The 25,082-nt window shown below is 70.7% G+C and carries 23 protein-coding genes and 1 pseudogene; 14 read left to right on the forward strand and 10 right to left on the reverse strand.

Annotated features, from left to right (window positions below; all coding sequences use genetic code 11):
• Window positions 1-151 precede the first annotated feature (151 nt).
• The gene (locus tag AC07AG_RS03100; protein WP_478751240.1) at window positions 152-667 is read right to left on the reverse strand and encodes a GtrA domain-containing protein; all 516 of its coding nucleotides are present in this window, start codon (window positions 665-667) and stop codon (window positions 152-154) included.
• 114 nt (window positions 668-781) lie between these two features.
• On the reverse strand, window positions 782-2,356 hold the full coding sequence (locus AC07AG_RS03105) for an MFS transporter (protein WP_478751242.1): 1,575 nt from the start codon (window positions 2,354-2,356) through the stop codon (window positions 782-784).
• Window positions 2,357-2,472: 116 nt separating this feature from the next.
• Between AC07AG_RS03105 and AC07AG_RS03110 the strand changes: the two genes are divergently transcribed.
• On the forward strand, window positions 2,473-3,372 hold the full coding sequence (locus AC07AG_RS03110; RefSeq protein WP_478751244.1) for a TetR/AcrR family transcriptional regulator: 900 nt from the start codon (window positions 2,473-2,475) through the stop codon (window positions 3,370-3,372).
• Window positions 3,373-3,400: 28 nt separating this feature from the next.
• On the opposite strand, the gene AC07AG_RS03115 is transcribed toward AC07AG_RS03110, so the two are convergent.
• The 3 genes from AC07AG_RS03115 to AC07AG_RS03125 all read right to left on the reverse strand — a co-directional run bounded on the left by AC07AG_RS03115 (window position 3,401) and on the right by AC07AG_RS03125 (window position 7,128).
• A complete protein-coding gene (locus AC07AG_RS03115; RefSeq protein ID WP_478751246.1) occupies window positions 3,401-4,732 on the reverse strand; it encodes an enolase C-terminal domain-like protein in 1,332 nt (443 codons plus the stop codon).
• A gap of 63 nt (window positions 4,733-4,795) precedes the next feature.
• Window positions 4,796-6,133, reverse strand: a complete 1,338-nt coding sequence (locus AC07AG_RS03120) for a gluconate:H+ symporter (RefSeq protein WP_478751248.1) — start codon at window positions 6,131-6,133, stop codon at window positions 4,796-4,798.
• Between the two features lie 35 nt (window positions 6,134-6,168).
• Window positions 6,169-7,128, reverse strand: coding sequence for a 5-dehydro-4-deoxyglucarate dehydratase (locus AC07AG_RS03125; protein WP_478751250.1), 960 nt, complete (start codon window positions 7,126-7,128; stop codon window positions 6,169-6,171).
• A gap of 122 nt (window positions 7,129-7,250) precedes the next feature.
• On the opposite strand from AC07AG_RS03125, the gene AC07AG_RS03130 reads away from it, so the two are divergent.
• The 7 genes from AC07AG_RS03130 to AC07AG_RS03160 all read left to right on the forward strand — a co-directional run bounded on the left by AC07AG_RS03130 (window position 7,251) and on the right by AC07AG_RS03160 (window position 14,278).
• Complete coding sequence (locus AC07AG_RS03130) at window positions 7,251-8,063, forward strand: IclR family transcriptional regulator (RefSeq protein ID WP_478751251.1); 813 nt, start codon at window positions 7,251-7,253, stop codon at window positions 8,061-8,063.
• Window positions 8,064-8,107: 44 nt separating this feature from the next.
• Window positions 8,108-8,677 (forward strand): DinB family protein, encoded by a 570-nt coding sequence (locus AC07AG_RS03135; RefSeq protein WP_478751253.1) that lies wholly within the window; start codon window positions 8,108-8,110, stop codon window positions 8,675-8,677.
• A 251-nt stretch (window positions 8,678-8,928) separates the two neighbouring features.
• Window positions 8,929-10,191, forward strand: coding sequence for a PP2C family protein-serine/threonine phosphatase (locus AC07AG_RS03140; protein ID WP_478752201.1), 1,263 nt, complete (start codon window positions 8,929-8,931; stop codon window positions 10,189-10,191).
• Between the two features lie 70 nt (window positions 10,192-10,261).
• Window positions 10,262-11,821, forward strand: coding sequence for a sensor histidine kinase (locus AC07AG_RS03145; RefSeq protein WP_478752203.1), 1,560 nt, complete (start codon window positions 10,262-10,264; stop codon window positions 11,819-11,821).
• Window positions 11,818-12,267: a response regulator gene (locus tag AC07AG_RS03150; protein ID WP_478751255.1), complete on the forward strand. Its 450-nt coding sequence runs from the start codon at window positions 11,818-11,820 to the stop codon at window positions 12,265-12,267. The genes AC07AG_RS03145 and AC07AG_RS03150 overlap by 4 nt, the downstream gene beginning before the upstream one ends.
• A gap of 113 nt (window positions 12,268-12,380) precedes the next feature.
• On the forward strand, window positions 12,381-12,929 hold the full coding sequence (locus AC07AG_RS03155) for a SigE family RNA polymerase sigma factor (RefSeq protein WP_478751256.1): 549 nt from the start codon (window positions 12,381-12,383) through the stop codon (window positions 12,927-12,929).
• Window positions 12,926-14,278, forward strand: coding sequence for an outer membrane protein assembly factor BamB family protein (locus tag AC07AG_RS03160; protein WP_478751257.1), 1,353 nt, complete (start codon window positions 12,926-12,928; stop codon window positions 14,276-14,278). Before AC07AG_RS03155 ends, AC07AG_RS03160 begins: the two co-directional genes overlap by 4 nt.
• 89 nt (window positions 14,279-14,367) lie before the next feature.
• Here the strand turns inward: AC07AG_RS03160 and AC07AG_RS03165 are convergent, their stop codons facing one another.
• Window positions 14,368-14,988, reverse strand: a complete 621-nt coding sequence (locus AC07AG_RS03165) for a GNAT family N-acetyltransferase (protein ID WP_478751259.1) — start codon at window positions 14,986-14,988, stop codon at window positions 14,368-14,370.
• A gap of 109 nt (window positions 14,989-15,097) precedes the next feature.
• Window positions 15,098-15,220 carry a hypothetical protein gene (locus AC07AG_RS03170; RefSeq protein WP_478751261.1) on the reverse strand — a complete coding sequence of 41 codons (123 nt, stop codon included), beginning with the start codon at window positions 15,218-15,220 and terminating at the stop codon, window positions 15,098-15,100.
• A 43-nt stretch (window positions 15,221-15,263) separates the two neighbouring features.
• On the opposite strand from AC07AG_RS03170, the pseudogene AC07AG_RS03175 reads away from it, so the two are divergent.
• The 3 genes and pseudogenes from AC07AG_RS03175 to AC07AG_RS03185 form a co-directional block, all read left to right on the forward strand.
• Window positions 15,264-15,518, forward strand: a pseudogene (locus AC07AG_RS03175) (SDR family NAD(P)-dependent oxidoreductase); the annotation flags it as partial.
• 347 nt (window positions 15,519-15,865) lie between these two features.
• Complete coding sequence (locus tag AC07AG_RS03180) at window positions 15,866-16,360, forward strand: hypothetical protein (protein ID WP_478751263.1); 495 nt, start codon at window positions 15,866-15,868, stop codon at window positions 16,358-16,360.
• A 17-nt stretch (window positions 16,361-16,377) separates the two neighbouring features.
• Entirely contained in the window at window positions 16,378-18,144 is a 1,767-nt protein-coding gene (locus AC07AG_RS03185; RefSeq protein ID WP_478751265.1) for an ABC-F family ATP-binding cassette domain-containing protein, read from the forward strand.
• Window positions 18,145-18,222: 78 nt separating this feature from the next.
• On the opposite strand, the gene AC07AG_RS03190 is transcribed toward AC07AG_RS03185, so the two are convergent.
• Window positions 18,223-18,933 (reverse strand): polysaccharide lyase family protein, encoded by a 711-nt coding sequence (locus AC07AG_RS03190; protein WP_478751267.1) that lies wholly within the window; start codon window positions 18,931-18,933, stop codon window positions 18,223-18,225.
• A 307-nt stretch (window positions 18,934-19,240) separates the two neighbouring features.
• On the opposite strand from AC07AG_RS03190, the gene AC07AG_RS03195 reads away from it, so the two are divergent.
• On the forward strand, window positions 19,241-21,004 hold the full coding sequence (locus AC07AG_RS03195) for an alpha-L-fucosidase (protein WP_478751269.1): 1,764 nt from the start codon (window positions 19,241-19,243) through the stop codon (window positions 21,002-21,004).
• A gap of 34 nt (window positions 21,005-21,038) precedes the next feature.
• On the opposite strand, the gene AC07AG_RS03200 is transcribed toward AC07AG_RS03195, so the two are convergent.
• Both AC07AG_RS03200 and tsaD read right to left on the reverse strand, forming a co-directional pair.
• Window positions 21,039-21,695, reverse strand: coding sequence for a maleylpyruvate isomerase N-terminal domain-containing protein (locus tag AC07AG_RS03200; RefSeq protein WP_478751271.1), 657 nt, complete (start codon window positions 21,693-21,695; stop codon window positions 21,039-21,041).
• Window positions 21,696-21,812: 117 nt separating this feature from the next.
• Window positions 21,813-22,880, reverse strand: a complete 1,068-nt coding sequence (gene tsaD / locus AC07AG_RS03205) for a tRNA (adenosine(37)-N6)-threonylcarbamoyltransferase complex transferase subunit TsaD (protein WP_478751273.1) — start codon at window positions 22,878-22,880, stop codon at window positions 21,813-21,815.
• Between the two features lie 140 nt (window positions 22,881-23,020).
• Here tsaD and cbiE point away from each other — a divergent pair, with 140 nt between their 5' ends.
• Complete coding sequence (gene cbiE / locus AC07AG_RS03210) at window positions 23,021-24,322, forward strand: precorrin-6y C5,15-methyltransferase (decarboxylating) subunit CbiE (RefSeq protein ID WP_478751275.1); 1,302 nt, start codon at window positions 23,021-23,023, stop codon at window positions 24,320-24,322.
• A complete protein-coding gene (cobM, locus tag AC07AG_RS03215) occupies window positions 24,319-25,068 on the forward strand; it encodes a precorrin-4 C(11)-methyltransferase (RefSeq protein ID WP_478751277.1) in 750 nt (249 codons plus the stop codon). The genes cbiE and cobM overlap by 4 nt, the downstream gene beginning before the upstream one ends.
• The last annotated feature ends 14 nt before the right edge of the window (window positions 25,069-25,082 follow it).

The following is a 25,082-nucleotide window of genomic DNA, read 5'->3' on the forward strand; positions in this document are numbered from 1 at the left end:
GACCAATGCACCAGGACCAATGCAGTGGTCATTCGACGTGCGACACGACGGCGAAGCCGTGAAGCAGGCGATGGCGGACCGGGGCCGCGCGCGGGATGAGCTGTTGCGGGGGTGCGTGGGCTGCTGGGCTGGACCGCGCCCGGCGGGAGGGTCAGGCGGCGTGGCAGAGCGCTGCGGGATCGGCCGTGGCCGCGACGCGGGCCACGGCCGTGCGCACGGGACGGGCCGTGGCCGCGGCCTGCGAGCGGCTGCGTGCGAAGACGACGAGGCGCAGTACCGCGAACCGCGCGACACCGGCGAGCGCGGAGGCCGACAGATAGACGACCTGCTCCAGCACCGCGCCGGGCGACGTCACCAGCTGCTGCAGGACGAGCATGGCCCCGCAGGTCACCACGTACGCGCCCGCCGCGGACCCGGCCGACTGGGCATGCTGGCGCCAGGTCGCGCGCCCGCCCGCACCGAACGTGAAGCGGGCGTGCAGCTCGGTGGCCAGGAGCGTGGAGACCGCGGTGATAAATGCGTTGGCCAGGGCCCAGGGAATCCAGGAGGCTAGGGCCACCACCGCGAAGCTGGAGGCGAGCCCCACGCCGCCGCCGCAGAGCACGAAGCGGGCGAACGCGGTGAAGGCGCCGGGCCCCGCCTGTTGCTGATTCTGTGCTGTCTTCATGGCCCGACCCCTTTGATGACTCACTCCGCGAAACGCGCGCCCCTCGGCCTGCGAGGCCGAGGGGCGCCCCCCTTGGTGCCATCATGGCACATGAGTGGCGCCAAGGGGAGTCATTTATGGCGCCACGTGCGTCGCCAGTGGTGTCACGGTGGCTTCGGGGTGCGGATTAGTCGGGTGCTCGGCCATGCCCGCGCCCCGCAGCAGGGCGAGACAGAAGAGGCCTGCCGATGCCATGACGACGGCCGCGCCGAGCGCGGCGAAGCCCATCCCGTGGGTGAAGGCGTCACGTGCCGCCGACAGCACGGTGCCCGCCGTGTCCGAGGGGAGTCGTGCGGCCACGGTCGTCGCACCGCCCAGGGTTTCGCGTACCGCTTCGGCGTGCGGAACGCCCGCCGGGAGAGCGTCGGCCATGTCCCGGCTGTAGACCGCCGCGCCGATGGAGCCGAGGATCGCCATGCCCAGGGCTCCGCCCAGCTCCTGGCCCGACTCGAGGACGGCCGCGGCCGAGCCCGCGCGTTCCGGCGGTGCGGCGCCGAGGGCGAGTTCATTGGCGAGTGTCATGGAGGCGACCAGGCCGCCCGCGTAGACCGATGCGCCGGTCAGCGTGACCCACAGTGCCGTGTCGGCGTGCACCTGGGTCAGCCAGAGGAACCCGCAGGCGGAGACGAGGAACCCGCCGCCCATCACGTAGGCACGGTCGACGCGCTGGGCGAGCGCGGCCGCGGTCGGCGCCATGACGGCCAGACCCGCGGCCGGCACCAGGCTCCACAGGGCGGCCTTGAACGGGCTCATCCCGAGGACGGACTGCAGATACTGCGTGAGGTAGACGGCCATGCCCACCGTGGCGAACATGGCGAGGAGATTGGCGACCACCGGGCCGCCGAAGGCGCGTCGGCCCAGCAGGCCGAGGTCGATCATCGGGTGCGCCAGACGCTTCTGGCGGTGCACGAAGACGAAGCCGAGCACCAGTCCCGATGTGACGCCGAGAGCGGGCAGCGGCTCGTAGCCGTGCTGGGTCAGCTCCTTGATTCCGTAGATGACCGGGAGCAGGGCGGCGAGCGAGAGCGCCGCGCTCAGGAGGTCGAAGCGGCCCTGCTGCGGTGCCTTGAACTCCGGTACCAGGAACGGCACCAGGACGAGCAGGAGCACCATCGCGGGCAGGTTGATCAGGAAGACCGAACCCCACCAGAAGTGCTCCAGGAGCAGACCGCTGACCACGGGGCCCAGGGAGATGCCCGCGGTCATGACGCCCGTCCACAGGGTCACCGCCTGGGCGCGCTGCCTCGCGTCGCGGAACAGGTTGCGGATCAGGGCGAGTGTCGAGGGCATCAGGGCGGCGCCGCCAAGACCCAGCAACGCCCGTACGGCAATGAGCAGTTCGGCCGAGTGTGCGTACGCGGCGGCGACCGATGCCGCGCCGAAGACCGCGGCGCCCCCGAGCACCAGCGTGCGCCGGCCGATCCGGTCGCCGAGGGCGCCCATGGTGATGAGCAGGCCGGCGAGGACGAAGCCGTACATGTCGAGGATCCACAGCTGCTGTGTGGCGCTGGGCTCCAAGTCCTGGCTGATGTAGGGAATCGCGAAGTAGAGGATCGAGACGTCCATCGAGACCAGGAGCAGGGGCAGCATCAGGACGCCGAGGGCCGTCCATTCCCGGCGGCCCGCGCGGGGGTTGGGTGTGTTCTCCATGCCCGGTACGGAATCGGATCGGCGCGTACGCCGCAAACAATGACCTAGTGCACCTCCCTCAATACCGCTGCTCAGTACGGTGTCGGTGCGCGTAGTGCACTAGTACAGTGAGGCCCATGGCCGCCGATCCGCCCTATCTCCGCATCGCGCGGGACATCCGCCGCCGGATCGACTCCGGCGAGCTCGCTCCCGGCGACCGCGTCCCCTCCACCCGGAGCATCACCCAGGAGTGGGGCGTCGCGATGGCGACCGCGACGAAGGCGCTCGCCGCACTGAACCAGGAGGGCCTGGTGCGCGCCGTGCCCGGCGTCGGCACGGTGGTCGCGGAGCCGGTGCGGGAGCGCCGAATGGCCCCCGGCCAGGGTCTGAGTCGCGAGCGCATCATCCGTACCGCGATCGCGTTCGCCGACACGGAGGGGCTCGCGGCGCTGTCCATGCGGCGCGTCGCGGCCGAGTTCGGCACCTCCACCATGGCCCTGTACCGGCACGTCCCGAGCAAGGGCGAACTCGTACGGCTGATGTCGGAGGCGGTGTTCAGCGAGGAACCGCCGGGCCCGGGACCGGCAGGCTGGCGGGCGCAACTGGCCCGGGAGGCGCGGTGGTTGTGGGGTCTGTACGAGCGTCACCCCTGGCTGGGGCGGGCCATGGCCGCCCTCACCCGGCCGATCGCCTCGCCCCATGCGATGCGGTACACGGAGCGTGTCCTCGCCGCCTTGAGCGGAGTGGGCCTCACCCCGTACCAAATGATCCACGTCCACCTCTCGCTCCTCGCGTATGCCCAAGGTGTCGCGATGGCCATCGAGTTGGAGACCCAGGCGCGGCAGGACACCGGCATGACCCCCGAGGAGTGGATGGCGTCCCACGAGCCCCGTATGGACGCGATCCAGATCACCGGGGCCTATCCGATCCTGTCGACGCTCTTCGGCGAGGACGAATTCGACCTGGAGCTCGGCACGCTCTTCGAGTTCGGGCTCGAACGGCTGCTTGACGGAGTCGGGGAACTCATCGACCGCTAGAGCGTCCCCCGGGCCGTCCTGAAGGTCGTCAACGCACCAGGCAGGGACGCTTGTTGTCGAACTGCCAGTCGGGGACGAGGTAGCGCATGCCGGTGGCGTCGTCGCGCGCGCCCAGTGCCTTGTGCAGGTACAGGTCGTGGGCCGCGAGGAGACGGTCCATGTCGAGTTCGACGCCCAGGCCGGGGGCGTCGGGTACGGCGATCTCCCCGTCGACGATGCGGGGCGGGGCGGTGGTGAGGCGCTCCAGGCCCTCCTGCCAGATCCAGTGGGTGTCCAGGGCGTTGTAGTCCCCGGGGGCCGCGGCCCCGCAGTGGGTGACCATGGCCAGGGATATGTCGAAGTGGTTGTTGGAGTGACAACCCCAGGTGAGGCCCATCGCGTTGCACAGCTGCGCCACGCGCACGGAGCCCTGCATGGTCCAGAAGTGCGGGTCGGCGAGGGGGATCGAGACCGACTGCAGGGCCAGGGCGTGGGTCATCTGCCGCCAGTCGGTGGCGACCATGTTGGTGGCGGTCGGCAGCCCCGTGGCACGGCGGAACTCGGCAAGGACCTCGCGGCCGGAGTAGCCGTCCTCGGCGCCGCAGGGGTCCTCGGCATAGGCGAGCGTGTCGGTCAGGGGTGTGCACAGCTCGATCGCCTCGCGCAGCGACCACGCGCCGTTGGGGTCGAGGGTGATGCGGGCCTGGGGGAAGCGGTCCTTGAGCGCGCGTACGGCCGCGACCTCCTCGGCGCCCGCCAGGACGCCACCCTTGAGCTTGAAGTCCCGGAAGCCATAGCGGTCGTAGGCCGCTTCGGCCTGCCGCACGATCGCGTCGGGGGAGAGGGCTTCCTCGTGCCGGATGCGGTGCCAGTCGACGGGGGAATCGGGCTCGCGAACGTACTCCAGATCGGTGCGGTCGGGGTCGCCGACGTAGAAGAGGTAGCCGAGGACGCGGACGGAATCGCGCTGCTGTCCGTCGCCGAGCAGCGCCGCGACGGGCACCTCCAGATGCTGGCCCAGCAGGTCGAGCAGTGCGGATTCGACGGCGGTGACGGCGTGGACGGCGGTGCGCAGGTCGAAGGTCTGGGCGCCGCGTCCGCCGGCGTCACGGTCGGCGAAGCGGTCGCCGATCTCGCGCAGCACACGCTTGTAGTCACCGACGCGGGCGCCGACGACGAGGGACTCGGCGTCGCGCAGGGTCTGGGTTATCTTCTCGCCGCCCGGCACTTCGCCCAGGCCGGTGCGGCCTTCGGAGTCCCGCAGGACCACGATGTTGCGGGTGAAGTAGGGGCCGTGGGCGCCGGAGAGGTTCAGCTCCATGCAGTCCCGGCCCGCGACCGGGTAGACGCTGAACGCGGTGACGGTCGGCTGCCTGTTCATGATCACGAATTCCTCGGGTGTCGGTTGTCGGGTGTATGGGGAGTGGGGTGCTGGTCGGGTGGGTCAGAGGCTGAGGACGTCCAGGGCCCACTCCACCGCGAGTACGCCGCCGAGGCCGAGGATCGCGAGCACCGTCGTATAGGTGGTGCGGACCTTGATCGCCTCGATGACCGAGAGGTTGAAGTACTCCTTGAACAGCCAGAATCCGGGGTCGTTGACGTGCGAGAAGGCGATCGATCCGCAGGAGACGGCGAGCACCAGGATCTCGGGGTGGACGCCGCTGTTCGCCAGGAGCGGCAGCACCACACCGGAGGCGGTGACGACGGCGACCGTGGCGGAGCCGAGGGCGATGCGCAGGATCACCGCGATGAGCCACGCGAGGATGAGCGGTGAGATGGACCAGCTGTCGGTGGTGTCCTTGATGTGGTCGGAGATGCCGCCTTCGACGAGGACGTTCTTGAAGGCGCCGCCCGCTCCGATCACCAGCAGGATCATCGCCATGGCCTGCGCCGCCGATGTACAGGAAGCGCTGACGTCGGCCAGGCTGCGGCCGATGCGCGGCCCGAACGCCCAGATCGCCAGAAGGAGGGTCAGAAGGAGCGCGATGGGTGCCGAGCCGATGAAGGTGATGAAGTGGAGGAACGGGCTCTCGCCGGAGGCGGCCATCTCGGTCACCGAGGCGCCGGCGATCAGCACGACGGGGAAGAGCGCCACGGTCAGGGCCCAGCCCAGGCCGGGCATCTCCTCGTCGGTGAACTCGCGCTCGCTGACAAGGCCCTTGGGGATGGAGGGGTTCATCGCCTTGATGAACGGAAGCCGCGGCCACACCAGCGCGATCAGCGCACCGGCGGGTATCGCGATGAACAGGCCGTAGACCAGGGTGAGTCCGACGGAGGCGTGGAACGTCGCGGCCACGGCGGTGGGGCCCGGATGCGGCGGCAGGAAGCTGTGCATCGTGGAGAGCGTGATCGACATCGGAAGCCCGATCCACAGCCGCTTCGCCCCGGTGACGCGTACGAGGGTGAAGGCGATGGGCACGATGATGATGAAGGCGACCTCGTAGAACATGGTGACGCCGATGAGCATGGATGTGACCACCATGGCCACTTGGACCCATCGCGGTCCGAAGGCGTCCAGCATCCTGTTGGCGATGCGCTGTGCGGCACCGGAGTCCCCCATGACCCGGCCGACCATGGCGCCGAGCCCGATGACGAGCATCGTGTCGCCGATCTGGCCGCCGATGCCCTCGGAGAGGACGTCGGGGATCGTGGCGACCGGAATCCCCTGCACAAGGCCGACGGCGACCGCCACGAACAGAAGGGCGGCGAAACCGTTCAGCTTCAGCCGGGTCATGAGGAACAGCAGGACCAGGACGCTGATCCCGACTACGACGAGCGGCATTTCAGTTCCCCTTTGAACTGTGGATGCGGGTGGGTTCAGGGCCTGTGCCGCGTGGCCCGGACCAGGTCAAGACCGGCGTCGAGGACCTTCTCCAGGTCGGCGATGTCCTCGGGGCCGGGGTCGGTGAGGGGCGCGCGCACCGGGCCGACCGGGAGGCCGCGCAGCCGGGCGGCGGCCTTGACGAGCGAGACGGCGTATCCGGGAGCCCGGTCGCGCAGCTCGACGAGCGGGACATAGAACTCCCGAAGGAGCCGGTCCACCGCGGTGTCGTCCCCTTCCCGCAGCGCGCTGAAGAAGGCGTTCGCGATCTCGGGGGCGAAGGCGTGGACGGCGGAGGAGTAGGCAGGGACGCCGACGGTGGCGTACGCACGGGCCTGGATCTCCGCGGTGGCGGCGCCGTTGAAGAAGAGGAAGCCGTCGGGGGCGGCAAGGGTGAGGCGCTGCAGCCGGTCGAGGTCGCTGTGCCCGTCCTTGAGGCCGATGACGGTGGGGATCTCGGCGATCCGGCGCAGGGCATCGGCATGGAAGGTGACCTGGCCGCGCTGATAGGCGATGAGCGGAAGCCGGGTGCCTGCGGAGAGGCGGCGCAGCTGCTCCACCAGGCCGTCCTGCGGCGCCTCGACCAGGTAATGGGGCATCACCAGCAGGGCGTCCGCGCCCTCTTCCTCCGCGATCCGGGCGAACCGTAGCGACTGGGCCCACCCGTAACCGGTGCCCGCCACCACCGGAAGGCGGCCGTCGGCGACCTCGACCGTGACCCTGATGACCGCGCGGTACTCCTCCTCGTCGAGCGAGAAGAACTCGCCGGTTCCGCACGCGGGGAACACCGCGCCCGGCTCCGCCGCCAACTGGGCCGTCAGATAGGAGCGGTAGGACTCCAGGTCCAGGCCGCCGTCGCTGCCCATGCTCGTCAGAGGGAAGGACAGCACGCCGCGCGCCATGCCTTCCCGCAGCCGCTGGGCGACGCTCCGGGGCGTCGTACTGGGCTCGTTCATAGAACCGTGCTCGTTCATGAATCTCATCTCTATATGCAGATGGCGTCCATGTATGAGAATGGAGGCTAGAGTCATGAACAACAGGGGTCAATGGGCGGGCGCCGCGGATCTACGATGGGCGCATGGCGGACAGCAGCGGAACGGACCGCGGGGCCGGCCCGGGAGTCCGCGGGGTGAAGTCGGCGCTGCGCACCGTCGCGCTGCTCGAACTGCTCGCCGAACGCGCCGACCGGCCGGCCCGCCTCGATGAGCTCGCCGAAGAGATGGACGTGCCGCGCAGCAGCATGTACCAACTGCTGCGGACCCTGGTCGACTGCGGCTGGGTGCGCACGGACACCACCGGATCCCTCTACGGCATCGGGATCCGCACGCTGCTCACCGGCACGAGTTACCTCGACGGCGATGCGCGGGTGCGCGCCATCCGCCCGTATCTGGACGAGGCATCGGACGCCCTGGGCGAGACGATCCACCTGGCGCGGCTCGACGGCTCGAACGTCGTGTACCTGGCGACCCGTGAGTCCCACGAGTACCTGCGCACCATCAGCCGGGTCGGCCGCCGCGTCCCCGCACACGCCGGAGCCCTCGGCAAGGCGCTGCTCGCCGAGCGCCCGGACGGCGAACTGCCGCTCGGTGAGGGCCCGTTGACGGCATTCACGCAGAGCACGCACACCGACCGCGCCGTGCTGCTCGCCGACCTCGGACGGGTGCGTGAGCGCGGCTACGCGATCGACCGCGAGGAGACGGTGAGCGGCATCGCGGGCTTCGGCTTCGCCCTGCGGTACGACGCGCCGGCCGTCGACGCCATCAGCTGCTCGGTGCCCGTGGCCCGGCTCACCGGCGAACACCAGAGCCGCGTCGTCTCCGTCATGCGGGAGATCCAGACGAAGATCGAAAACCTCCTGGCACCCGTCTCGGGCGCCCCCGACTGGCGCTGACGGTCCGCGAAAGTCGGTGGCGCGTCGTCCCGGCGCGGACGACCATGACCCGCATGAGCGACCGACCCGAACGATGGACGCAGGCGACCACCTATCCCGACATGTGGGCCGACCCGGACGACGACCCGCGCAACAGCGACGGAGTCAGCCCGGACGGCGAGCTGGCGACGCTGGAGGACTTCCTCAAGGGGTACCGCCTGACCCTGCGGATGAAGTGCGAGGGGCTGACGCCCGAGCAGCTGGCCCTCCGTTCGGTGCCACCGTCGACGATGTCGCTGCTCGGCCTGGTGCGGCACCTCGCCGAGGTCGAACGGGACTGGCGCAACTGGATCCGCGACGGCGATCAGCTGCCCAAGCTGTACGGCGAGCGCGACGCGGACTTCGACGGAGCGGTCGGCGAGCAGGCCCAGGTCGATGCCGCATACGCCGATCTGGCGCGCGAGCAGGCCGCGATGGACGCCGAGCTGGCCGAACACCCGGACCTGGGCGAGCGGTTGGGCAAGGACGGGTTCGCGGTCCGGGAGCTCATGGTGCACAGGATCGAGGAGTACGCCCGGCACTGCGGGCAGGCCGACCTGTTGCGTGAGTGCATCGACGGCAGGGTGGGTCAGTAGCGTCAACCCGGCACCCCCTTACGGGGGTTCCTCTGCCCGCGCCCGTTGCTCGTTGCGGTCCGGCGGCCTCGACGTTTCGCTACCGAGCGGTGTGTGCGTTGTGCGAAGATCCGGAGACCATTCGACGGTCGCTGCGAGCGGACTCGCCTCCGTGGTGCCGTCGGAAACGGCCCAGTGGCCAGGCGGACTTACCGGGTGGGGAAGGCGGGAGCATAACGGTGGCGTCACAGCCATGGACTTCCGGCGCGCGGTTGGCGGCCGAGGACGACACCGCACCGGCACGGCAGTGGCCGCCGTCGGTGCTGCTGGTCGAGGACGATCCCGGCGACGCGCTGCTGGTCGAGGAACTCGTCGCCGACAGCGCCCTGAAGATGCGTCTGCGGTGGGTGCGTTCCATGTCCGAGGCGCGTGCGGCACTGGCCTTGGAGGTGCCGGACTGCGTGCTGCTCGACCTGCATCTGCCGGATGCCCAGGGACTGGAAGCCGTGTCCATGGTCCAGTCCCATGCCGACCAGGTCGCGGTCGTCGTGCTCACGGGTCTCGCCGAGGAGGAGACCGGCCTCGCCGCCGTGACCGCGGGGGCCCAGGACTACCTCGTCAAGGGCCGGGTGGAACCGGAGCTCTTCGGCCGGGCCGTGCGCTACGCGATCCAGCGCAAGCAGGCCGAGCAGGCGGGCGTCGCCCTGAAGGCCAGCCAGATGCAGGCACAGGAGAACGCCCGCCTGGAGCGGGGACTGCTGCCGAGGCCGCTCCTGAACAGCGCGGGTGTGGACGTCGTGGCCCGCTACCGCCCCGGCCGCGCCCAGGCCCTCCTCGGCGGCGACTTCTACGACATCGTCCAGGGCGCGGACGGCACCGTGCACGCGCTCATAGGGGACGTCTCCGGCCACGGTCCGGACGAGGCGGCCCTCGGCGTCGCACTGCGCATCGCCTGGCGCACGCTGGTGCTCAGCGGCGTCACCGGCCCCGAACAGGTGGGCAGGCTGGAGGAGATCATGCTGGCGGAGCGGGCGAAGCCGTACATCTTCGCCACGCTGACGAGCCTCTCCGTTCCGGCGGGGGCACAGCACGTGCGGCTCACCCGCGCCGGTCATCCCGGGATGCTGCTGCGCACCGCGGAGGGCGGCGTGGAGTGGGTGGAGGTGGCCGGCGGTCCCGCCCTGGGTGTCGTGCCCGGGGCGCTGCGCTGGCCGGTCGAGGAGGTGCCCCTTCCCGTGGGATCGGCACTCGTGCTGTTCACCGACGGCCTGTTCGAGGGGCATGTGGGCAAGGGCGGTCGGCGCCTCGGCGAGGAAGGACTCCTCGTCCTCGCACGGGAGCTGGCCGCGCTGGCACCGGAGGCGTTCGTCGACACGCTGATCCAGCGGGCCGAGGACCTCGCCGAGGACCAGGGCGGCCTTGCCGACGACGTGGCCGTGGTGCACCTGCACTGGCACAGGGACGGCGACGGGCCGACGCGCGCGGTGGCCGAGGGGCGCTACAAGAGCAGCGTCGGAGAGCAACGCCGTGGGTGAGACGAAGAGCAGGGCGTGGATCGGCCGTCGGCTGACGGTGCAGGGCTGGTTCCATCTGGTGCTGGCCCTGATGGCGCTCCTGGTGGTCGTCGGCACCGTGGTCGGCGCCCGCCTCCTTGGACAGACCGCGGACGTGACCGACCAGTTGACCGACCGCCTCCAGCCCGCCCGGACGCAGGCGTACCGTCTGCAGGCCGCTCTGGTGAACCAGGAGACCGGTGTCCGGGGCTACGCCATCACCGCCGACCGCCAGTTCCTCGACCCCTATGCCCAGGGCAAGCGGGACGAGGCCCGCGCCGCCGCTCGGCTGCGCGACCTCATCGGCGACCGGCCCCGCCTGATGGCGGACCTCAAGGTGGTCCAGCGGGAGGCGGCGGACTGGCGGCGCGCCTACGCCGAGCCGCTGGTGGCCGATGTGACACCCGGTGAGCCACGCGCCGTCGCGGCGACGAACGCGGAGCGTGGCAAGCAGGTCTTCGACCGGATCCGCACGGTGTGGGCCGCGCAGAACGCCGACCTGGCGCGGGCCGTGGAGGACGGCAAGGACGAGCTGGACAGCACCCGCACGGTGCGCACCGTGATCCTCGGCGCCATGGTGGCGGTCTTCCTGCTCGCCGGGATCGCCCTGGCGTTCCTGGTGCGCACGCTGGTGGCCCGCCCCTTGGAGACGTTGCGCGTCTCGTCACGCCAGGTGGCGCGCGGCGATTTCGGCCACGTCATCACGGTCGACGGTCCAGTGGACCTCAGGGCGGTGGCAGGGGACGTGGAGGGCATGCGGCAGCAGATGGTGGAGGAACTGGAAGCCTCACGTCGCCAGCGGGACGTGCTGAGCCGGCAGACGGCCGAACTCGACGCCCAGGCCGTGGAACTGCGGCGCTCCAACGCCGAACTGGAGCAGTTCGCCTACGTCGCGTCGCACGACCTCCAGGAGCCGCTGCGCAAGGTCGCCTCCTTCTGCCAGCTCCTGGAGAAGCGGTACGGAGACACGCTCGACGACCGGGCCAAGCAGTACATCGACTTCGCCGTCGACGGCGCCAAGCGCATGCAGGTCCTCATCAACGACCTGCTCACCTTCTCCCGCGTAGGGCGTCTCAACGACGCCCGGGTGCCCGTCGATCTCGACCAGGCCCTCACCAAGGCCCTCGCCAACCTGGACACCTCGGTCCGGGACACCGGCGCGCTCGTCGAACGTCCGCAGAAGCTGCCCGAGACCGTCGGCGACCCGACGCTCCTGACGATGCTCTGGCAGAACCTCGTCGGCAACGCCATCAAGTTCCACCACCCCGAACGCACCCCGCGGATCCGGATCACCTGCGAGCAGGACAAGAGCTCCGGCACCTGGAACCTCTGTGTCACCGACAACGGCATCGGTATCCCCGAGGAGTTCGCGGAGAAGGTGTTCGTGATCTTCCAGCGGCTGCACGGCCGCGACGCCTACGGGGGCACGGGCATCGGCCTGGCGCTGTGCAAGAAGATCGTCGAGCATCACGGCGGCCACATCTGGATCGACAGCGGCCACACCGGGGGGACGCGCATGTGCTTCACCCTGCCGTCCGACGCCGACGCCGATGCGGGCCCCGACACCGCACTGGACACCGCATCCCGCACCGAGGAGAAGGCCCTGACATGAGCACCCCTTCCGCCACGCCGATCGACGTGCTCCTCGTGGAGGACGACCCGGGCGACGAGCTGATGACGCGCGAGGCGTTCGAGGACAACAAGATCCGCAACAAGCTGCACGTGGCCCGGGACGGCGAGCAAGCGCTCGACTTCCTCTACCAGCGGGGTGCGTACACACACGTGCCGCGACCCGATCTGATCCTGCTCGACCTCAACCTCCCCAAGTACGACGGGCGCCAGGTCCTGCAGAAGATCAAGTCGGACCAGGACCTGAAGGACATCCCGGTGGTGGTGCTCACCACGTCGGCGGCGGAGGAGGACATCCTGCGCAGCTACAAACTGCACGCGAACGCCTACGTCACCAAGCCGGTCGACCTGGATCAGTTCATCGCCGCGGTACGCCAGATCGATGACTTCTTCGTCCAGGTCGTACGCCTGCCGCGCCGCCAGGGCTGAGGATCCGCCCATCTCCCGTCGTGCCACTTGGTGTGATCACACAATCTCGCCCGCAGAGGGATAGCCGCGGGTGGTCCATCGCGTCGTGATGGTTGCCAAGAAGGGGAGGGTCGATGGAGGCCTCAAGTCACGACGAGTTCCGCGAGTTCGTAGCGATGCGCTCCACCGCGCTGCTGCGACTCGCGGTGCTGCTCACCGGCGGGGATCGGCACGCGGCGGAGGATCTGCTGCAGATCGCGCTGATGAAGGCCTACGGACGCTGGGCGCGCATCGAACAGCCCGAGGCGTACGTCCGCCAGATCCTGTATCGCCAGCAGGTCAACCGCTGGCGACTGCGCGGACACCGGGCCGAGACGACGGTGCCCGTGCTGCCCGAGTACGGCACGGAGGGCGCGGAGTCGGAATCGGAGCTGCGGATCGCGCTGTGGGCGGCGCTGCGTCGCCTCTCGAAGCGGCAGCGGGCCGTGGTCGTGCTGCGCTACTTCGAGGACCTGCCGGAGGCCGAGGTCGCGGCGCTGCTGAGATGCCCGGTCGGCACGGTGCGCAGTACGGCGCACCGGTCGCTCGCCAAGCTCCGTGTCCTCGTACCGGAACTCGGGCCCGAAAGGCCCGCGGACCAGGTCCAGCCGCTCAGCTATGCGCCGAAGGAGATGCAGGGATGACGACGGACCATGTCGAGGAGAAGGTCCGGGAGACGCTGCATGCGGTCGCCCTTGACCGGGTGCGGGCGCCCGGGGATCTGGTCGAGCAGGTTGTACGCCGGCGCGGCAGGCGCCGCTTCTCGCAGGCCGCGGGGGCGGCGGTGGCCGTCGCCGCGATCACCGTGGGGGCGGTGCTCGGCTTCGGGGGCGGCGCCGGCGGCGAGGAGGACCGGCCCGTGCGTCCTGCGGCGTCGCCGGAGGGCTGGGAGCCGTGGCGGAACGACGCCGCGGGTGTCGCCGACCGGGGCTGTCTGGTGGACGGTTCGGCGCTGTACTGCGCCGGGTCCAAGTACGACGCCGCGAAGTTCGACGCCAACACCGGCGAGCGCCTGTGGACCGTCAAGGTCAACCGCGAAGGCGACGGCCCCGACCACCCGTTCGCCGTGCGCGACGGCGTCGTCTACGCCTACCGCAACCACACCGACAAGAAGCTGCCGAACGGTGACTACATGGGCGGTACCGATCTGATGGCGGTGGACGCCGACAACGGCGACGTGCTGTGGAAGAAGAAGATGCCCCAGGACGACCGCACCGACCAGGCCGCGATGCTCATCGACGGCGCGGTCCTCGCCAACACCCCGTCGCTTCGCACGATGTCGGCCCTCGACCCACGGACAGGTGAGGAGAAGTGGCGCCACACCTGGGACAAGGGCATCTCGTGCCAGCGGGCGGTCCTGAGCGGCGTACCCCATCTCCTGTGCACGCCGGAAACGGAGAAGCCGGGCGACACCGACGTCATCCGTCTCGACCCTGCCACCGGCGACGCCGAGAAGATCACGACCATTCCCGGCAGGCACCAGCTCATGGGAACCTCGGGGGACCGGATGGTCCTGATCGAACAGAGGGATCCGGGCGACAAGGTCATGCACGTGACCACCGTCGACAGCTCGGGGGAGCAGACCTCACACTCCCGTCGGGTCGAGGGGAAGGTGGCGGGATCGGACGTCGTCGGCGATCATCTGATCTCCGTGAGCTGGGAGGGCAACGCGTCGGCCTACTCACTGACCACGGGAAAGAAGCTGTGGACCGCACCGGTGGGCGTCGAGATGCCCGGTGAGGAGACGGTGACGGGGATCGCGCCTCCCGTGGTGTCGGAGAGGCAGGGAGTCGTCTACTTCTTCAGCCCGAACGGAGACCTCTCCGGCCTCGACCTGCGCACGGGCGAGAAGGTCTGGCGCGATCACGTCGACATCGGCAAGCAGCAGGGGCCCGGCTTCGCGAACCCGCCCCAACTCGTGCTCTATGGGGATGTGCTGGTCGCCCAGAAGGGTGCCATGACGGTCTCCCTTCTGCCACGGATCGGCGACTGACCGAAGGGCAGCCGGGGGCGTGACATCCGCCCCCGGCCGACGGCCCGTGTCGTGGCGCGAGATCGACACCGCGCCGAGCAGCCGAACCGTCACGCGCTCTCGGCCGTGCGGCGCGGTTCGCGGCGCATCGCCCACAAGGTCGGTCCGCCGCCCGGGAGTTGGACCTCGCCGAGCACCGTGAAGCCGAAGTGCTCGTAGACGGGGAGGTTGGACGGCTTGGAAGACTCCAGGTACACGGGCAGGCCGTCCGCATCGGCCTTGGCGAGGCCCGAGCGCAGGAGGGCGGCTCCGTGCCCCTGCCCCTGGACGGCGGGGTCCGCGCCGAGCACGGCCAGGTACCAGTGCGGCTCCTGGGGACCGTGCCCGGCGGCCGCCTCCACGGCCTGCCGGAACAGCGGAGCCTGGTCGCCCAGGATCGCCGTGAGTTCCTGGATGGTCTCCGTGTCGGGAACGGCCTTGTCCTGCGCGCCCGGCGGCACCCAGTAGGCGGCCGCCGCCGGGGTGTGTTCGCACACGCCGTGGCGGACGTACTGCCGCGTGAAGATCGTGGCGAAGTAGCGGTCGAGCCCCGCCTCACGCGTGGCGTCGTCGGGGAAGAACCAGCGCATCATCGGGTCGTCGTCGAAAGCGCGAGCCAGCGTGCGGCCGATCGGCGAGGCGTCGTCGATCGATGCCGTCTTGGGAGTATTCGATATCGACATACGGGCCATTCTGCACGCGATGATCTTCGTCGGCCGGCGGGGGTCCCCCCTCGCTCGCGAAGGCCGATGGGGCGCTCCCCAAGGGCAGTTCGGGGTCTCGCCGCCGGGGCTGTCCGCCTCACGCCTCCGGATCGGCGTCGACGATGCCCTCACCGAAGGCGGCGGCAAGCGCCTTCGCGATCAGATCGGGCAGCTCGGCCCGTCCGTCGTCCTCGGCCCAGCGCACCAACGCCGTGTGCATGGCGCCCAGACAGGCGCTGGCCGCCGCTTGGGCGTGGAACACCGCGTCCGAACTCGGTCCCCGAGGCATCACGGTCAACGCGGTCGCTCCCGGCGCCACGCGGACGGCGACCAACGGCGCGGCCTTCGAGGCGCCGGGCCTTGCCGAGTTCATAGCCGGCGCGACGGCGCTCGGCCATCTCGGTGGGCCCGACGACGTCGCCGACGTGGTGGCGTTCCTCGCCTCCGACGAAGCGCGCTGGATCACCGGCCAGGTCATCGACGCGAGTGGTGGCCTGTTCCTCGGGCCGCGCCCCTGATCCCGACAGCGGGGTGCCGAGTCCCGGGCGTTGGTTCCGCGGCGATGGCCGACGGCTCCGCGGCGAAAATCGACTCGCTCCCCGCCGTGCGCTGTCCCTATCCTCACCGGAGCGGGATCGCGCAGTCCCGCAAGGTTGCGGAGCCGTGGCAGAGCGGCCCAATGCGATCGGCGTGGGGGAAGCCCCTCTCGCGTCGACTGGTGAGAGCAGGGCGGGCCTTGCCCTTCCTCGCCCGCGGGTTCGAATCCCGCCGGCACCGCAGCCGACCCGCCGCCTCCGTCCCCTCTCCGTACCCGTCCCCGCCTCCGCCTCCGCTTCCGCTTCCGCCTCCGCCGACTGGAGTTCGCATGAGCACGCCCGCCCCCGCCGCCCCGGTGTTCGTCGGGCCGGAACAGACCGCGGCCGTCGGGCGAGGGCGGATCAGTGTCCTGTGGTCGCTCGGCGACCGTGCGAGGGATCTGGACGCCGACGTCGTGCGGCTCGCTCCGGGCGCGAGCATCGGCGAGCACACGGAGGAGGAGTTCGGAGTCCTGTTCACCGTGCTGACCGGCGCCGGTGAACTCCGCACGCCGGACGCGACCTGGCAGCTCGCCCCCGGCGCCCTCGCCTGGCTCCCCCCGGGCATCACCCGCTGCGTCGACGCGGGGGAGAAGGGGCTCGTCTACACGACCTCCCACCGTCGGCGTCCGGCCCTCGGTACCGGTCAGGCCGACGGCTCCGACGCGGGCGAGCCGGTCTGCCTGCTGGAACATGTCTGCCCCGAGTGCGGCCGCCTCGCCGCCGAACGAGACGCCCGCTACTGCGCCCGCTGCGGAACGCCGCTGGCCGATGCCTCGGCGTAGGACAGGAGTCCCTCACGATGTCTGTATCGAAGGCGGGGCAGGCCGGTGCCCAGGACGTCCTGTCCGGTGACCACGGTTCCGCGCACCTCGTCGCCGAGAATGTGCACTGTGCGCTCGGGGACCGCCTCGTGCTGCGCGATGTCTCGCTGAAGGTGTCCCGGGGTGAGCGGGTGGGCCTGATCGGCGAGAACGGCAGGGGCAAGTCGACGCTGCTGCGCGCCATCGCCGGTGAACTTGCGCTGCAGCGCGGCCAGGTCGTACGGGCGGTCGCGGGCCAGGTGGGGTTCTTGCCGCAGCAGCCCGGCTTCCCGGCCGACGCCACCATCGAGGCCGTGCTCGCGCGGGCGACCGCCGAGTTCGGCGAGATGGCCGAACGGATGCGCGCGGCCGAGGAGTTGATGTCCACCGTCGGCCATGACGACTCCGGCGACGACGATTCCCGCAGGGGCGCTTCCGACAAGGGCGATTCCGGCAAGGGTGACAAGGGCGATCTGAGCGAGGTGCTCAGTGAGTACGGCCGCCTCCAGGACGAGTTCGACCGGCGCGGCGGGTGGGAACTCGATGCCCGCGTCGGCGAGGTCCTCGACGTCTTCGGTCTCGGCACCCTGGACCGGCGCCGGCCCACCGAGACGCTGTCGGGTGGTGAGCGATCCCGCCTGGCGCTCGCCGAGCTGGTCCTCGCCGAACCCGCCGGACTGCTGCTCGACGAGCCGACCAACCACCTCGACGACCGTGCGGTCGACTGGCTGGTCCAGTGGCTGGCCCGGTATCAGGGGCCCTGCCTCATCGCCTCGCACGACCGTCTGCTGCTCGACACCGCCGTCACCGCCATCGTCGACCTGGACGGCCCCCGCGGCACCACCGTGCGCTACGGCGGCGGCTACCGCGACTACCTCGACGAACGCGCCGCGGCGCAGGCGCGATGGTGGCAGCAGTACCGCGACTGGCGCCAGGAGCTTGCGGAGACCCGGCGGAAACTCGACAGGGCCACCAGGACCGGCCGCACGTTCGGCGGCATGCGGGACAGCGACAAGCTCTCCTACAACCTCGCCGGAGGCGGTGCCCAGGCCGCCGCGGCCCGCGCGACCCGTGCGGCCCGGCAGCAGTTGGGGCGCCTCCTGGACGAGGAAGTGCACCGCCCGCCCGAGCCTCTGGCCTTCCAGCCGCCGGAGAGTGAGGGTGCGGAGCCGCCCGCGGGGGTGCTGCTCCGGGGTGAGGGCCTGGTCGTCGGCGATGTGGTGCGTGGCGTGGACCTGGAGCTCGCTCCCGGCTCGCTGCGTGTGATCACCGGAGCGAACGGCGCGGGCAAGTCGACCCTCCTGTCCGTCCTGGCGGGCCTCCGGGTGCCCGATGCCGGGGCGGTCGTACGGGAACCAGGGCTGCGCGTCGGCTACTTGCCGCAGGAGAGCCACTTCTCCCAGGAGCGGCGGGGCGTCCTGGACACCTTCGCCGCGCACCGCTCGGCCTATGTCGACGACGCCGCGAGGGAGTTGACCCGGTTCGGTCTGTTCGGGGCCGCTGACTTCGACGTTCCGGTGAATCGCCTCTCCGTGGGTCAACTGAGGCGGCTCGAACTCGCGTTGCTGTTCTCACGGCGTCCGCACCTGCTGCTGCTCGACGAGCCCACCAATCACCTCAGCCTCGCCCTGGTGGAGCAACTCCAGCGGGCGATCGCTCAGTTCATGGGCCCGGTCGTGATGGTCACCCACGACCGGGCGCTGCGCGAACATCATCGGGACAACCTGCTGGAGCTGGCCGAGGGGCGGCTGGTCCCGTCGGCGTGAGCCAGGCCAGCGGCGTGAGCCAGGCCAGCGGCGTGAGCCAGGCCAGCGGCGTGAGTCAGATCAGTGGTGTGAGTCAGGTCAGTTGTCCACGTCCCCGTACGCCGTGCCGACCTTGAGCCCGTCGATCCAGTTGATGACGCGCTTGTCCTTGACCTCGGAGCCGTAGGAGCCGAAGCGGGTGTCGTTGCCCAGGTCGTCCCAGGTGCGGCCGGAGAACTCGGCGACCTTGGTGCCGTTGTAGAAGGCCGTCACCCACCCGGCGGAGGCGTCGGACGAGGTGTGGATGCCGAGCACGATGCGCTTGTACGTACTGGTGGTGACGGGTGTCGACCACTTCAGGGTCCACTTCTCGCCGACCTCGATGTGGAACAGCTTCAGCGTGCCGCCCTCGACCTTCATCAACACCGGGTAGTTCTGCTGGTGTTGGGCGTTGGTGCCGTACGACTTCCACTGGAAGATCGTGCCCGCGTCCGGGGTGTTGGTGGAGGTGTCCCAGCCGATCCAGTACGTCGAGTTGTTCTTGAAGGTGTATCGCGAGCCGCCGACGCTGATCCCGTGTGCCTCGCAACGCTCGAGGCCCAGTGGCTTGTTGAACTTGAAGACCTGGCCGCGCCCGTCGCCGTTGTCCTGTGCGGTGACGCTGCCGGGTGCGTCGCACAGCGTCGAGGAGAACACGCCGGTGCCTCCGGAGGCGTCCCCGTCCCAGATGACGGAGGCGTCGGCGGGTGCCGCGGTGAGCAGGACCAGGGAGGAGGCGGCGGCCGTGAGGGTGCCGGTTCGTTTGCGCATGAGGGGGCTCCTTGCGAGTGGGGGGAGGGGCTCGCGTGGCTGTGTGCCATCCGTGCGACGGGCTGAGAGTAAGCGGTTTCTAGCATGGCTGCGGCTGAACACTCAATAGGGAAGCGTCAGTTGGGCGCTGCCCAGCAGTAACCGGTATCTGTGGCAAGTGGGTCTGTCGGGGGTGGTGACGCCACGCCCTCACGCATCTAACATCCGATGTACCCGCCCCCATTTCTCACTCGTGACGCATGGAGCGCCGGTTCTGGCTCTTAACGTCGGATGAATCGACCTGGGGCAGTTGTAGAGGAGACTCGTGATGCGCAAGGTGATCGGCGTCGTGCTCGCGCTCCTGTTGGCCGTCGCGGCAGCCGTGGCAAGCCCTCCCGCGGCGGTCGCCACGCAGGCGGACCCGGCCGGCGGCCCCCGCACGCAAGGCATACCCGGCGAGATCGGACCCAGCGACGACAAGGACCTCGCGGCCTGGCAGAAGCTCCAGTTCGGGATGTTCATCCACTGGGGCCTGTTCTCCGAACTGGGAGGAGTGTGGAAGGGCAAGCCCGTCACCAAGGGCTACAGCGAACAGATCCAGATGTGGGCCGACATCTCCGAGGAGGAGTACCTCGAAGTCGCCCAGCGCTTCAGGCCCGACCGTTTCGACCCCGCGGAGATCTGCTCCCTCGCGAAGCAGGCGGGGATGCGCTACGTGGTCATCACCAGCAAGCACCACGACGGCTTCTCCATGTTCGACACCGACACCACCGGCTACGACGTCGTCGACGCGACCCCCTACGGCAAGGACCCGCTGAATGCGCTCGCCGACGAATGCCGCAGCCAGGGCCTGAAGTTCGGCTTCTACTTCTCGCTCGTCGACTGGCATCAGGGCCACGACTTCGACGGCAACAACAACAATCCGATCCCCGCGTCGATGGAACCCGTCATCGAGGGACAGCTCCGTGAGCTGATGACCCGGTACGGGGACATCGCCGAGGTGTGGTTCGACATGTCGTCGCCCACCGCTGCCCAGAGCCGGAAATTCGCCGGTATCGTCCGCGAACTGCAGCCGAAGGCGGCGATCAACAGCCGCGTGTGGAACAACCAGGGCGACTTCCGCACCCTCGGCGACAACGAGATTCCCGATGTGGCCCTCGACGGCGCCTGGCAGACACCCGCGTCGATCTACCACGAGACCTGGGGGTACCGCAGCTGGCAGAAGCGTGAGGACCTGCCCGGCAAGATCAGGGACCTGGTCGGCGGTCTCACCGGCGTACGCGCCCGCGGCGGCAACTACCTGCTCAACATCGGCCCGCGCGGGGACGGTTCGGTCGTGGAGTTCGAGGCCGACGTCCTGCGCGGCATGGGCGACTGGCTCGACCGGCACCCCGACGCCGTGCTCGGCGCATCGGCCACCCGCTTCGGCGGTCAGCCGTGGGGCGAGGTCACGGTCAACGACCGCGACCTGTTCCTGCACGTGAGCAAGTGGCCCGAGTCCGGTGACGGTGAACTCCGGCTGCCGGGCCTTGCCACCTCCGTACGCGATGTCCGCGAGGACGGCTCGACGGAACGGCTGGAGTGGCGCCGGGACGGGGACGACCTCGTGGTGACGCTGCCCGACCGGCCGCGCGACGAGGTGCTGCCCGTCGTCAAGGTCGAACTCGGCGGCGAGCTGCGGATCATTCCGGAGCGCACGGTCGACCTCGGCCCGGACACGTCAGCCGTCCTGGACGCAGCCGACATCGAGCACGGCTACAGCTACGCCGACGACGGCAGCTACTACAGCACCCACCGGACCACGGTGCGGCACACCGCCCACATCACCGCCGACCGTGCCGCGAGGCTGTCGGTGGCGGTCCGGGGCGAGGCGCGGCCGGACGCGCTCTACCGGGTTCAGGTCGGCAAGCACTCCCGGCTGGTGAAGGGCGCGGACCTGCCCCGACGTGCCGTAGGCCCCTTCTCCGTCCCCGGCGGGAAGGTCACCCCTGTGACCATCACCCTGGCGGAGCCGGAGCACGCGGGGGAGGAACTCGGCCTGCGCCTGGACTCGTTGTTTGTCGCGCGCGCCGGGAGCCGCGCCGGTCTCTGACCCGCGCCGCGGATCCCGTGCGGCCAGGCGGTGATCACCCGAGGACGAACGGGAGTCTCGCGGCCAGCTCGCCCAGTTCGGCCTTCTCCGCCTCGGTCGGGGCGCGCCGTCCGGTGCCCACGAGGAGCGCGTCCTGGTCGGAGAACGACGCGGGGAACGCGGTGCCCGCGATCTTCTCCAGCATCTCGCGGCTCCGGGCGAGACCTTCCGCCGGTGGTCCGGCCACGTGCGGGAGGTGCGCGATCAGGTCGAGGTGGTGCAGGGTCCACTCCATGACGTACGTCATGAGGTAGTCGCCCGTGGTGAGGACCTCGTCGCGGGTGCTCACCCGGGCGGCGGGATCGGCGAGTTCGGCGGCGCGTCCCGCGGCCGATCCGACGTCGTCGAGGTGGAACTTGAGCAGCCAGGGCTCCTCGTAGGCGGCGGCGAGCCGGACGGTCAGCGCGTCGAGCGGGTCCTCACCGGTCGGCGGCGTTTCGGTGATGTCCCAGTAGGTCAGCGCGTCGCGCGTCGGCTCCGCGTCGGCGGGCGTCACGAGGGTGATCAGGACGTCCTGGGAGTCGACGACCAGATGGCAGACCAGGTCCTGCACCAGCCAGCCCGTACAGCCCGAGGGCCGCGCGAAGTCCTCGTCCGGGAGTTCGGCGACGGCCGCGCGCAGCGCCGCCCAAGAGCGCGAGAAGAGATCCACCTCGCCAACGTAGTGCGGTGCCGCGAAGCCGGACAAGCGCATTTGGACGGTGCGCCCTCGCCCGGCATGACGCAGGACCTCCGCCGCCCGGCGCCGGATCCAGGGTGCCCGCGACCGTCACGCGGCCTTGGCGGCGCGGGCCACAGGGTGCAGGGCCGCGTACTCCAGAGGTGCGGACGGGTCGATGGACACGTCCAGCGGGGCGGGTTCGGCCCCCGCGCGGACCAGCAGGTCACCGACGGCCGCGATCATCGCGCCGTTGTCGGTGCACAGCTTCAACGGCGGCACCCGCAGCGCGATCCCGGCGGCCCGGCAGCGCTCCTGTGCCAGTGCCCGCACACGCGAGTTGGCGGCCACCCCGCCCACCACGACCAGCGTGCCCACACCGTGTTCGCGGCAGGCGGCCACCGCCTTGCGCGTCAGCACATCGGCCACGGCCTCCTGCAGCGACGCCGCCCCGTCCGCCAGCGGCAGTTCCTCGCCGCGCAGCCGGTGCTGTTCGGCCCAGCGTGCGGCGGCCGTCTTGAGCCCGGAGAAGGAGAAGTCGTGGCGCGCGTCCCGCGGCCCGGTCAGTGGCCGGGGGAACGCCACGGCGCCCGGGTCACCCTGCCGTGCGGTGCGGTCGATGGCGGGGCCGCCCGGGTAGGGAAGGCCGAACACCCGGGCCACCTTGTCGAAGCACTCGCCCGCCGCGTCGTCGATGGTGTCGCCCAGGTGCACGATCGGGTCCCGCGCCAGATCCCGCACGAGCAGCAGAGAGGTGTGCCCGCCGGAGACGATCAGCACCATGCAGGGATCCGGCAGCGGGCCGTGCTCCAGCGTGTCGGCCGCGACGTGCCCGGCCAGGTGGTGCACCCCGTACAGCGGCACTCCGAGCGAGAACGCCAGGGTCTTGGCCCCGGCAAGACCCACCTGGAGCGCCCCCGAGAGGCCGGGCCCGGTGGTGACGGCCACCGCCCCGATGTCGCCCATCCGCAGTCCGGCCCGGTCCAGGGCCTCGCGCACGACGGGCGTGAAGGAGTGCACGTGCGCCCGCGCCGCGATCTCCGGGACCACCCCGCCGAACCGGGCGTGCTCGTCCATGCTCGACGCCACCGCGTGTCCGAGCAGGTGTCCGTCACGTACGAGACCCGCGCCGGTCTCGTCGCACGAGGACTCGATGCCAAGGACCACTGGAGACTCCACGTCCCGACTCCCGATCTTTCCGTACCCTTGTTGCAACCTATGTGCAATAAGGGTACGGCCATGACCACCTGGCCGGTGTCCACCCACGGCCGGACAGTAGAGTTCGGGTGCGTCAGCCCCCGAACACCGAGGTACCGTCCGTGACCCCCGCACCCGCCGTACCCCCCGTCCCGCCTGCTGTGAGCGTGGTGGGCATCGGAGCCGACGGGTGGGCAGGGCTCCCCGAAGCGGCACGCACGGAACTCACCGCGGCTCAGGTCCTGATCGGAGCCGAGCGCCAACTGGGCCTGCTCCCACCGGAATGCGCAGGACGACGCGTGCCGTGGCCCTCTCCGCTGCGGCCCGCCGTTCCCGGCCTGCTGGCCGAGCACGAGGGCCGCAGGATCGCCGTACTGGCCAGCGGCGACCCGATGTTCTACGGCATCGGCCGTGCTCTGACCGAGATCCTCGGCGCCGACGGGCTGCGCGTCGTGCCGCACCCGTCGTCCGTGTCCTACGCCTGCGCCCGCGTCGGCTGGGCCGTGGAGGACACCGAGGTCATCACCCTGGTCGGGCGCCCTGCCGCCCGGCTGGCCGCGGCCCTGCACGACGGCCGCAGGCTGCTTGTCCTGAGCGCGGACGCCACCACGCCCGCCGTCGTCGCCGCGCACTTGCGCGAACACGGCTTCGGACCCAGCCTGATACGCGTCCTTGAACAGCTCGGCGGCGAGCACGAGGCGTACGCGGAAGGCACGGCGGACACCTGGGCGCACCCGCCGGGGGACCCGCTGAACGTCATCGCGGTCGAATGCCGACGTGCCCCCGACGCCCTGCGCCTCGGCGCCGTCCCCGGCCTGCCCGACGACGCGTACGAACACGACGGGCAGCTCACCAAGCGCCACGTCCGTGCCGCCACGCTCGGCGTGCTCGCGCCGGCACCCGGCGAGCTCCTGTGGGACATCGGCGGCGGCTCGGGTTCCGTGGCGATCGAATGGATGCGCACCCACCCCTCCTGCCGGGCGATCAGCGTGGAGCGCGATCCGGTACGGGCGCAGCGCATCGAGCGCAACGCCGCACACCTCGGAGTGCCCGCCCTGCGTGTGATCAGCGGCAAGGCGCCCGAAAGTCTGGCCGAACTGCCCACGCCCGACGCCGTGTTCATCGGCGGCGGCCTCACCGTGCCCGGCCTGCTCGACGCCTGCTGGGACGCGCTGCCCGCCGGCGGCCGTCTCGTCGCCAACACCGTCACGCTGGAGTCGGAGGCACTGCTCGCCGAGCGGTACCGCCGGCACGGCGGTGACCTGGTCCGCCTCGCCGTCGCGCACGCCGTGCCCGTCGGCGGCTTCACCGGCTGGCGCCAGGCGATGCCGGTCACCCAGTGGTCCGTACGCAAACCTTCGATCGCCCCCACCGCGGAACGCTCAGCAGAGGCCCCCGCAGAACCCTCAGGAGACAACGGATGACCGTCTACTTCATCGGCGCGGGCCCCGGTGCGGCCGACCTGATCACGGTGCGCGGCGCACGCACGCTCGCCGCCTGCGGGGTGTGCCTGTACGCCGGCAGTCTGGTGCCCCGCGAACTGCTCGCCGAGTGCCCCGATGACGCCCGCCTGGTCGACACCGCGCAGCTGGACATCGACCAGATCACCGCCGAGCTCGTCGCCGCGCACGAGCGGGGCCAGGACGTGGCCCGGCTGCACTCGGGCGACCCGTCCGTCTTCAGCGCCGTCAACGAACAGATGCGGCGCCTGGACGAGGCGGGCGTGCCCTACGAAGTGGTGCCGGGCGTACCCGCGTTCGCGGCCGCCGCGGCGGCGCTCAAGCGGGAGCTGACGGTGCCGACCGTCGGCCAGACCGTCATCCTCACCCGCATCGCCCAGCAGGCCACCGCGATGCCCGAGGGCGAGGACCTGGCCACGCTGGGCCGCAGCGGAGCCCTGATCGTGCTCCACCTGGCCGCCAAGTACGTGGACCGCGTGGTGGAGGAACTCCTGCCGCACTACGGGGCCGACTGCCCCACGGCGGTCGTGGCGCTGGCCTCGCGACCCGACGAGCTCATCCTGCGCGGGCCCCTGGACGAGATCGCCGAGCAGGTCAAGGCGGCGGGTGTGATCCGTACCGCCGTCATCATGGTGGGCCGCACCCTGGGCGCCGAGCAGTTCCGCGACAGCCACCTCTACTCACCCGCACGCGACCGCCACGTCTGCTGAGGGCCACGCCTGTC

The sequence above is a fragment of the Streptomyces sp. NPDC044044 genome, assembly GCF_056434405.1.

What these genes read in the sequence shown, in the direction of transcription:
- AC07AG_RS03110 (WP_478751244.1), top strand. Translation starts at nt 2,473, where the DNA reads ATGGCCGCCGATCCGCCCTATCTCCGCATCGCGCGGGACATCCGCCGC.
- AC07AG_RS03120 (WP_478751248.1), bottom strand. Translation starts at nt 6,133, where the DNA reads ATGCCGCTCGTCGTAGTCGGGATCAGCGTCCTGGTCCTGCTGTTCCTC.
- AC07AG_RS03125 (WP_478751250.1), bottom strand. Translation starts at nt 7,128, where the DNA reads ATGAACGAGCCCAGTACGACGCCCCGGAGCGTCGCCCAGCGGCTGCGG.
- AC07AG_RS03135 (WP_478751253.1), top strand. Translation starts at nt 8,108, where the DNA reads ATGACCCGCATGAGCGACCGACCCGAACGATGGACGCAGGCGACCACC.
- AC07AG_RS03160 (WP_478751257.1), top strand. Translation starts at nt 12,926, where the DNA reads ATGACGACGGACCATGTCGAGGAGAAGGTCCGGGAGACGCTGCATGCG.
- AC07AG_RS03180 (WP_478751263.1), top strand. Translation starts at nt 15,866, where the DNA reads ATGAGCACGCCCGCCCCCGCCGCCCCGGTGTTCGTCGGGCCGGAACAG.
- AC07AG_RS03115 (WP_478751246.1), bottom strand. Translation starts at nt 4,732, where the DNA reads ATGAACAGGCAGCCGACCGTCACCGCGTTCAGCGTCTACCCGGTCGCG.
- AC07AG_RS03155 (WP_478751256.1), top strand. Translation starts at nt 12,381, where the DNA reads ATGGAGGCCTCAAGTCACGACGAGTTCCGCGAGTTCGTAGCGATGCGC.
- AC07AG_RS03145 (WP_478752203.1), top strand. Translation starts at nt 10,262, where the DNA reads ATGGCGCTCCTGGTGGTCGTCGGCACCGTGGTCGGCGCCCGCCTCCTT.
- AC07AG_RS03105 (WP_478751242.1), bottom strand. Translation starts at nt 2,356, where the DNA reads ATGGAGAACACACCCAACCCCCGCGCGGGCCGCCGGGAATGGACGGCC.
- AC07AG_RS03190 (WP_478751267.1), bottom strand. Translation starts at nt 18,933, where the DNA reads ATGCGCAAACGAACCGGCACCCTCACGGCCGCCGCCTCCTCCCTGGTC.
- AC07AG_RS03165 (WP_478751259.1), bottom strand. Translation starts at nt 14,988, where the DNA reads ATGGCCCGTATGTCGATATCGAATACTCCCAAGACGGCATCGATCGAC.
- AC07AG_RS03170 (WP_478751261.1), bottom strand. Translation starts at nt 15,220, where the DNA reads ATGCACACGGCGTTGGTGCGCTGGGCCGAGGACGACGGACGGGCCGAG.
- AC07AG_RS03185 (WP_478751265.1), top strand. Translation starts at nt 16,378, where the DNA reads ATGTCTGTATCGAAGGCGGGGCAGGCCGGTGCCCAGGACGTCCTGTCC.
- AC07AG_RS03195 (WP_478751269.1), top strand. Translation starts at nt 19,241, where the DNA reads ATGCGCAAGGTGATCGGCGTCGTGCTCGCGCTCCTGTTGGCCGTCGCG.
- AC07AG_RS03130 (WP_478751251.1), top strand. Translation starts at nt 7,251, where the DNA reads ATGGCGGACAGCAGCGGAACGGACCGCGGGGCCGGCCCGGGAGTCCGC.
- AC07AG_RS03150 (WP_478751255.1), top strand. Translation starts at nt 11,818, where the DNA reads ATGAGCACCCCTTCCGCCACGCCGATCGACGTGCTCCTCGTGGAGGAC.
- cobM (WP_478751277.1), top strand. Translation starts at nt 24,319, where the DNA reads ATGACCGTCTACTTCATCGGCGCGGGCCCCGGTGCGGCCGACCTGATC.
- AC07AG_RS03100 (WP_478751240.1), bottom strand. Translation starts at nt 667, where the DNA reads ATGAAGACAGCACAGAATCAGCAACAGGCGGGGCCCGGCGCCTTCACC.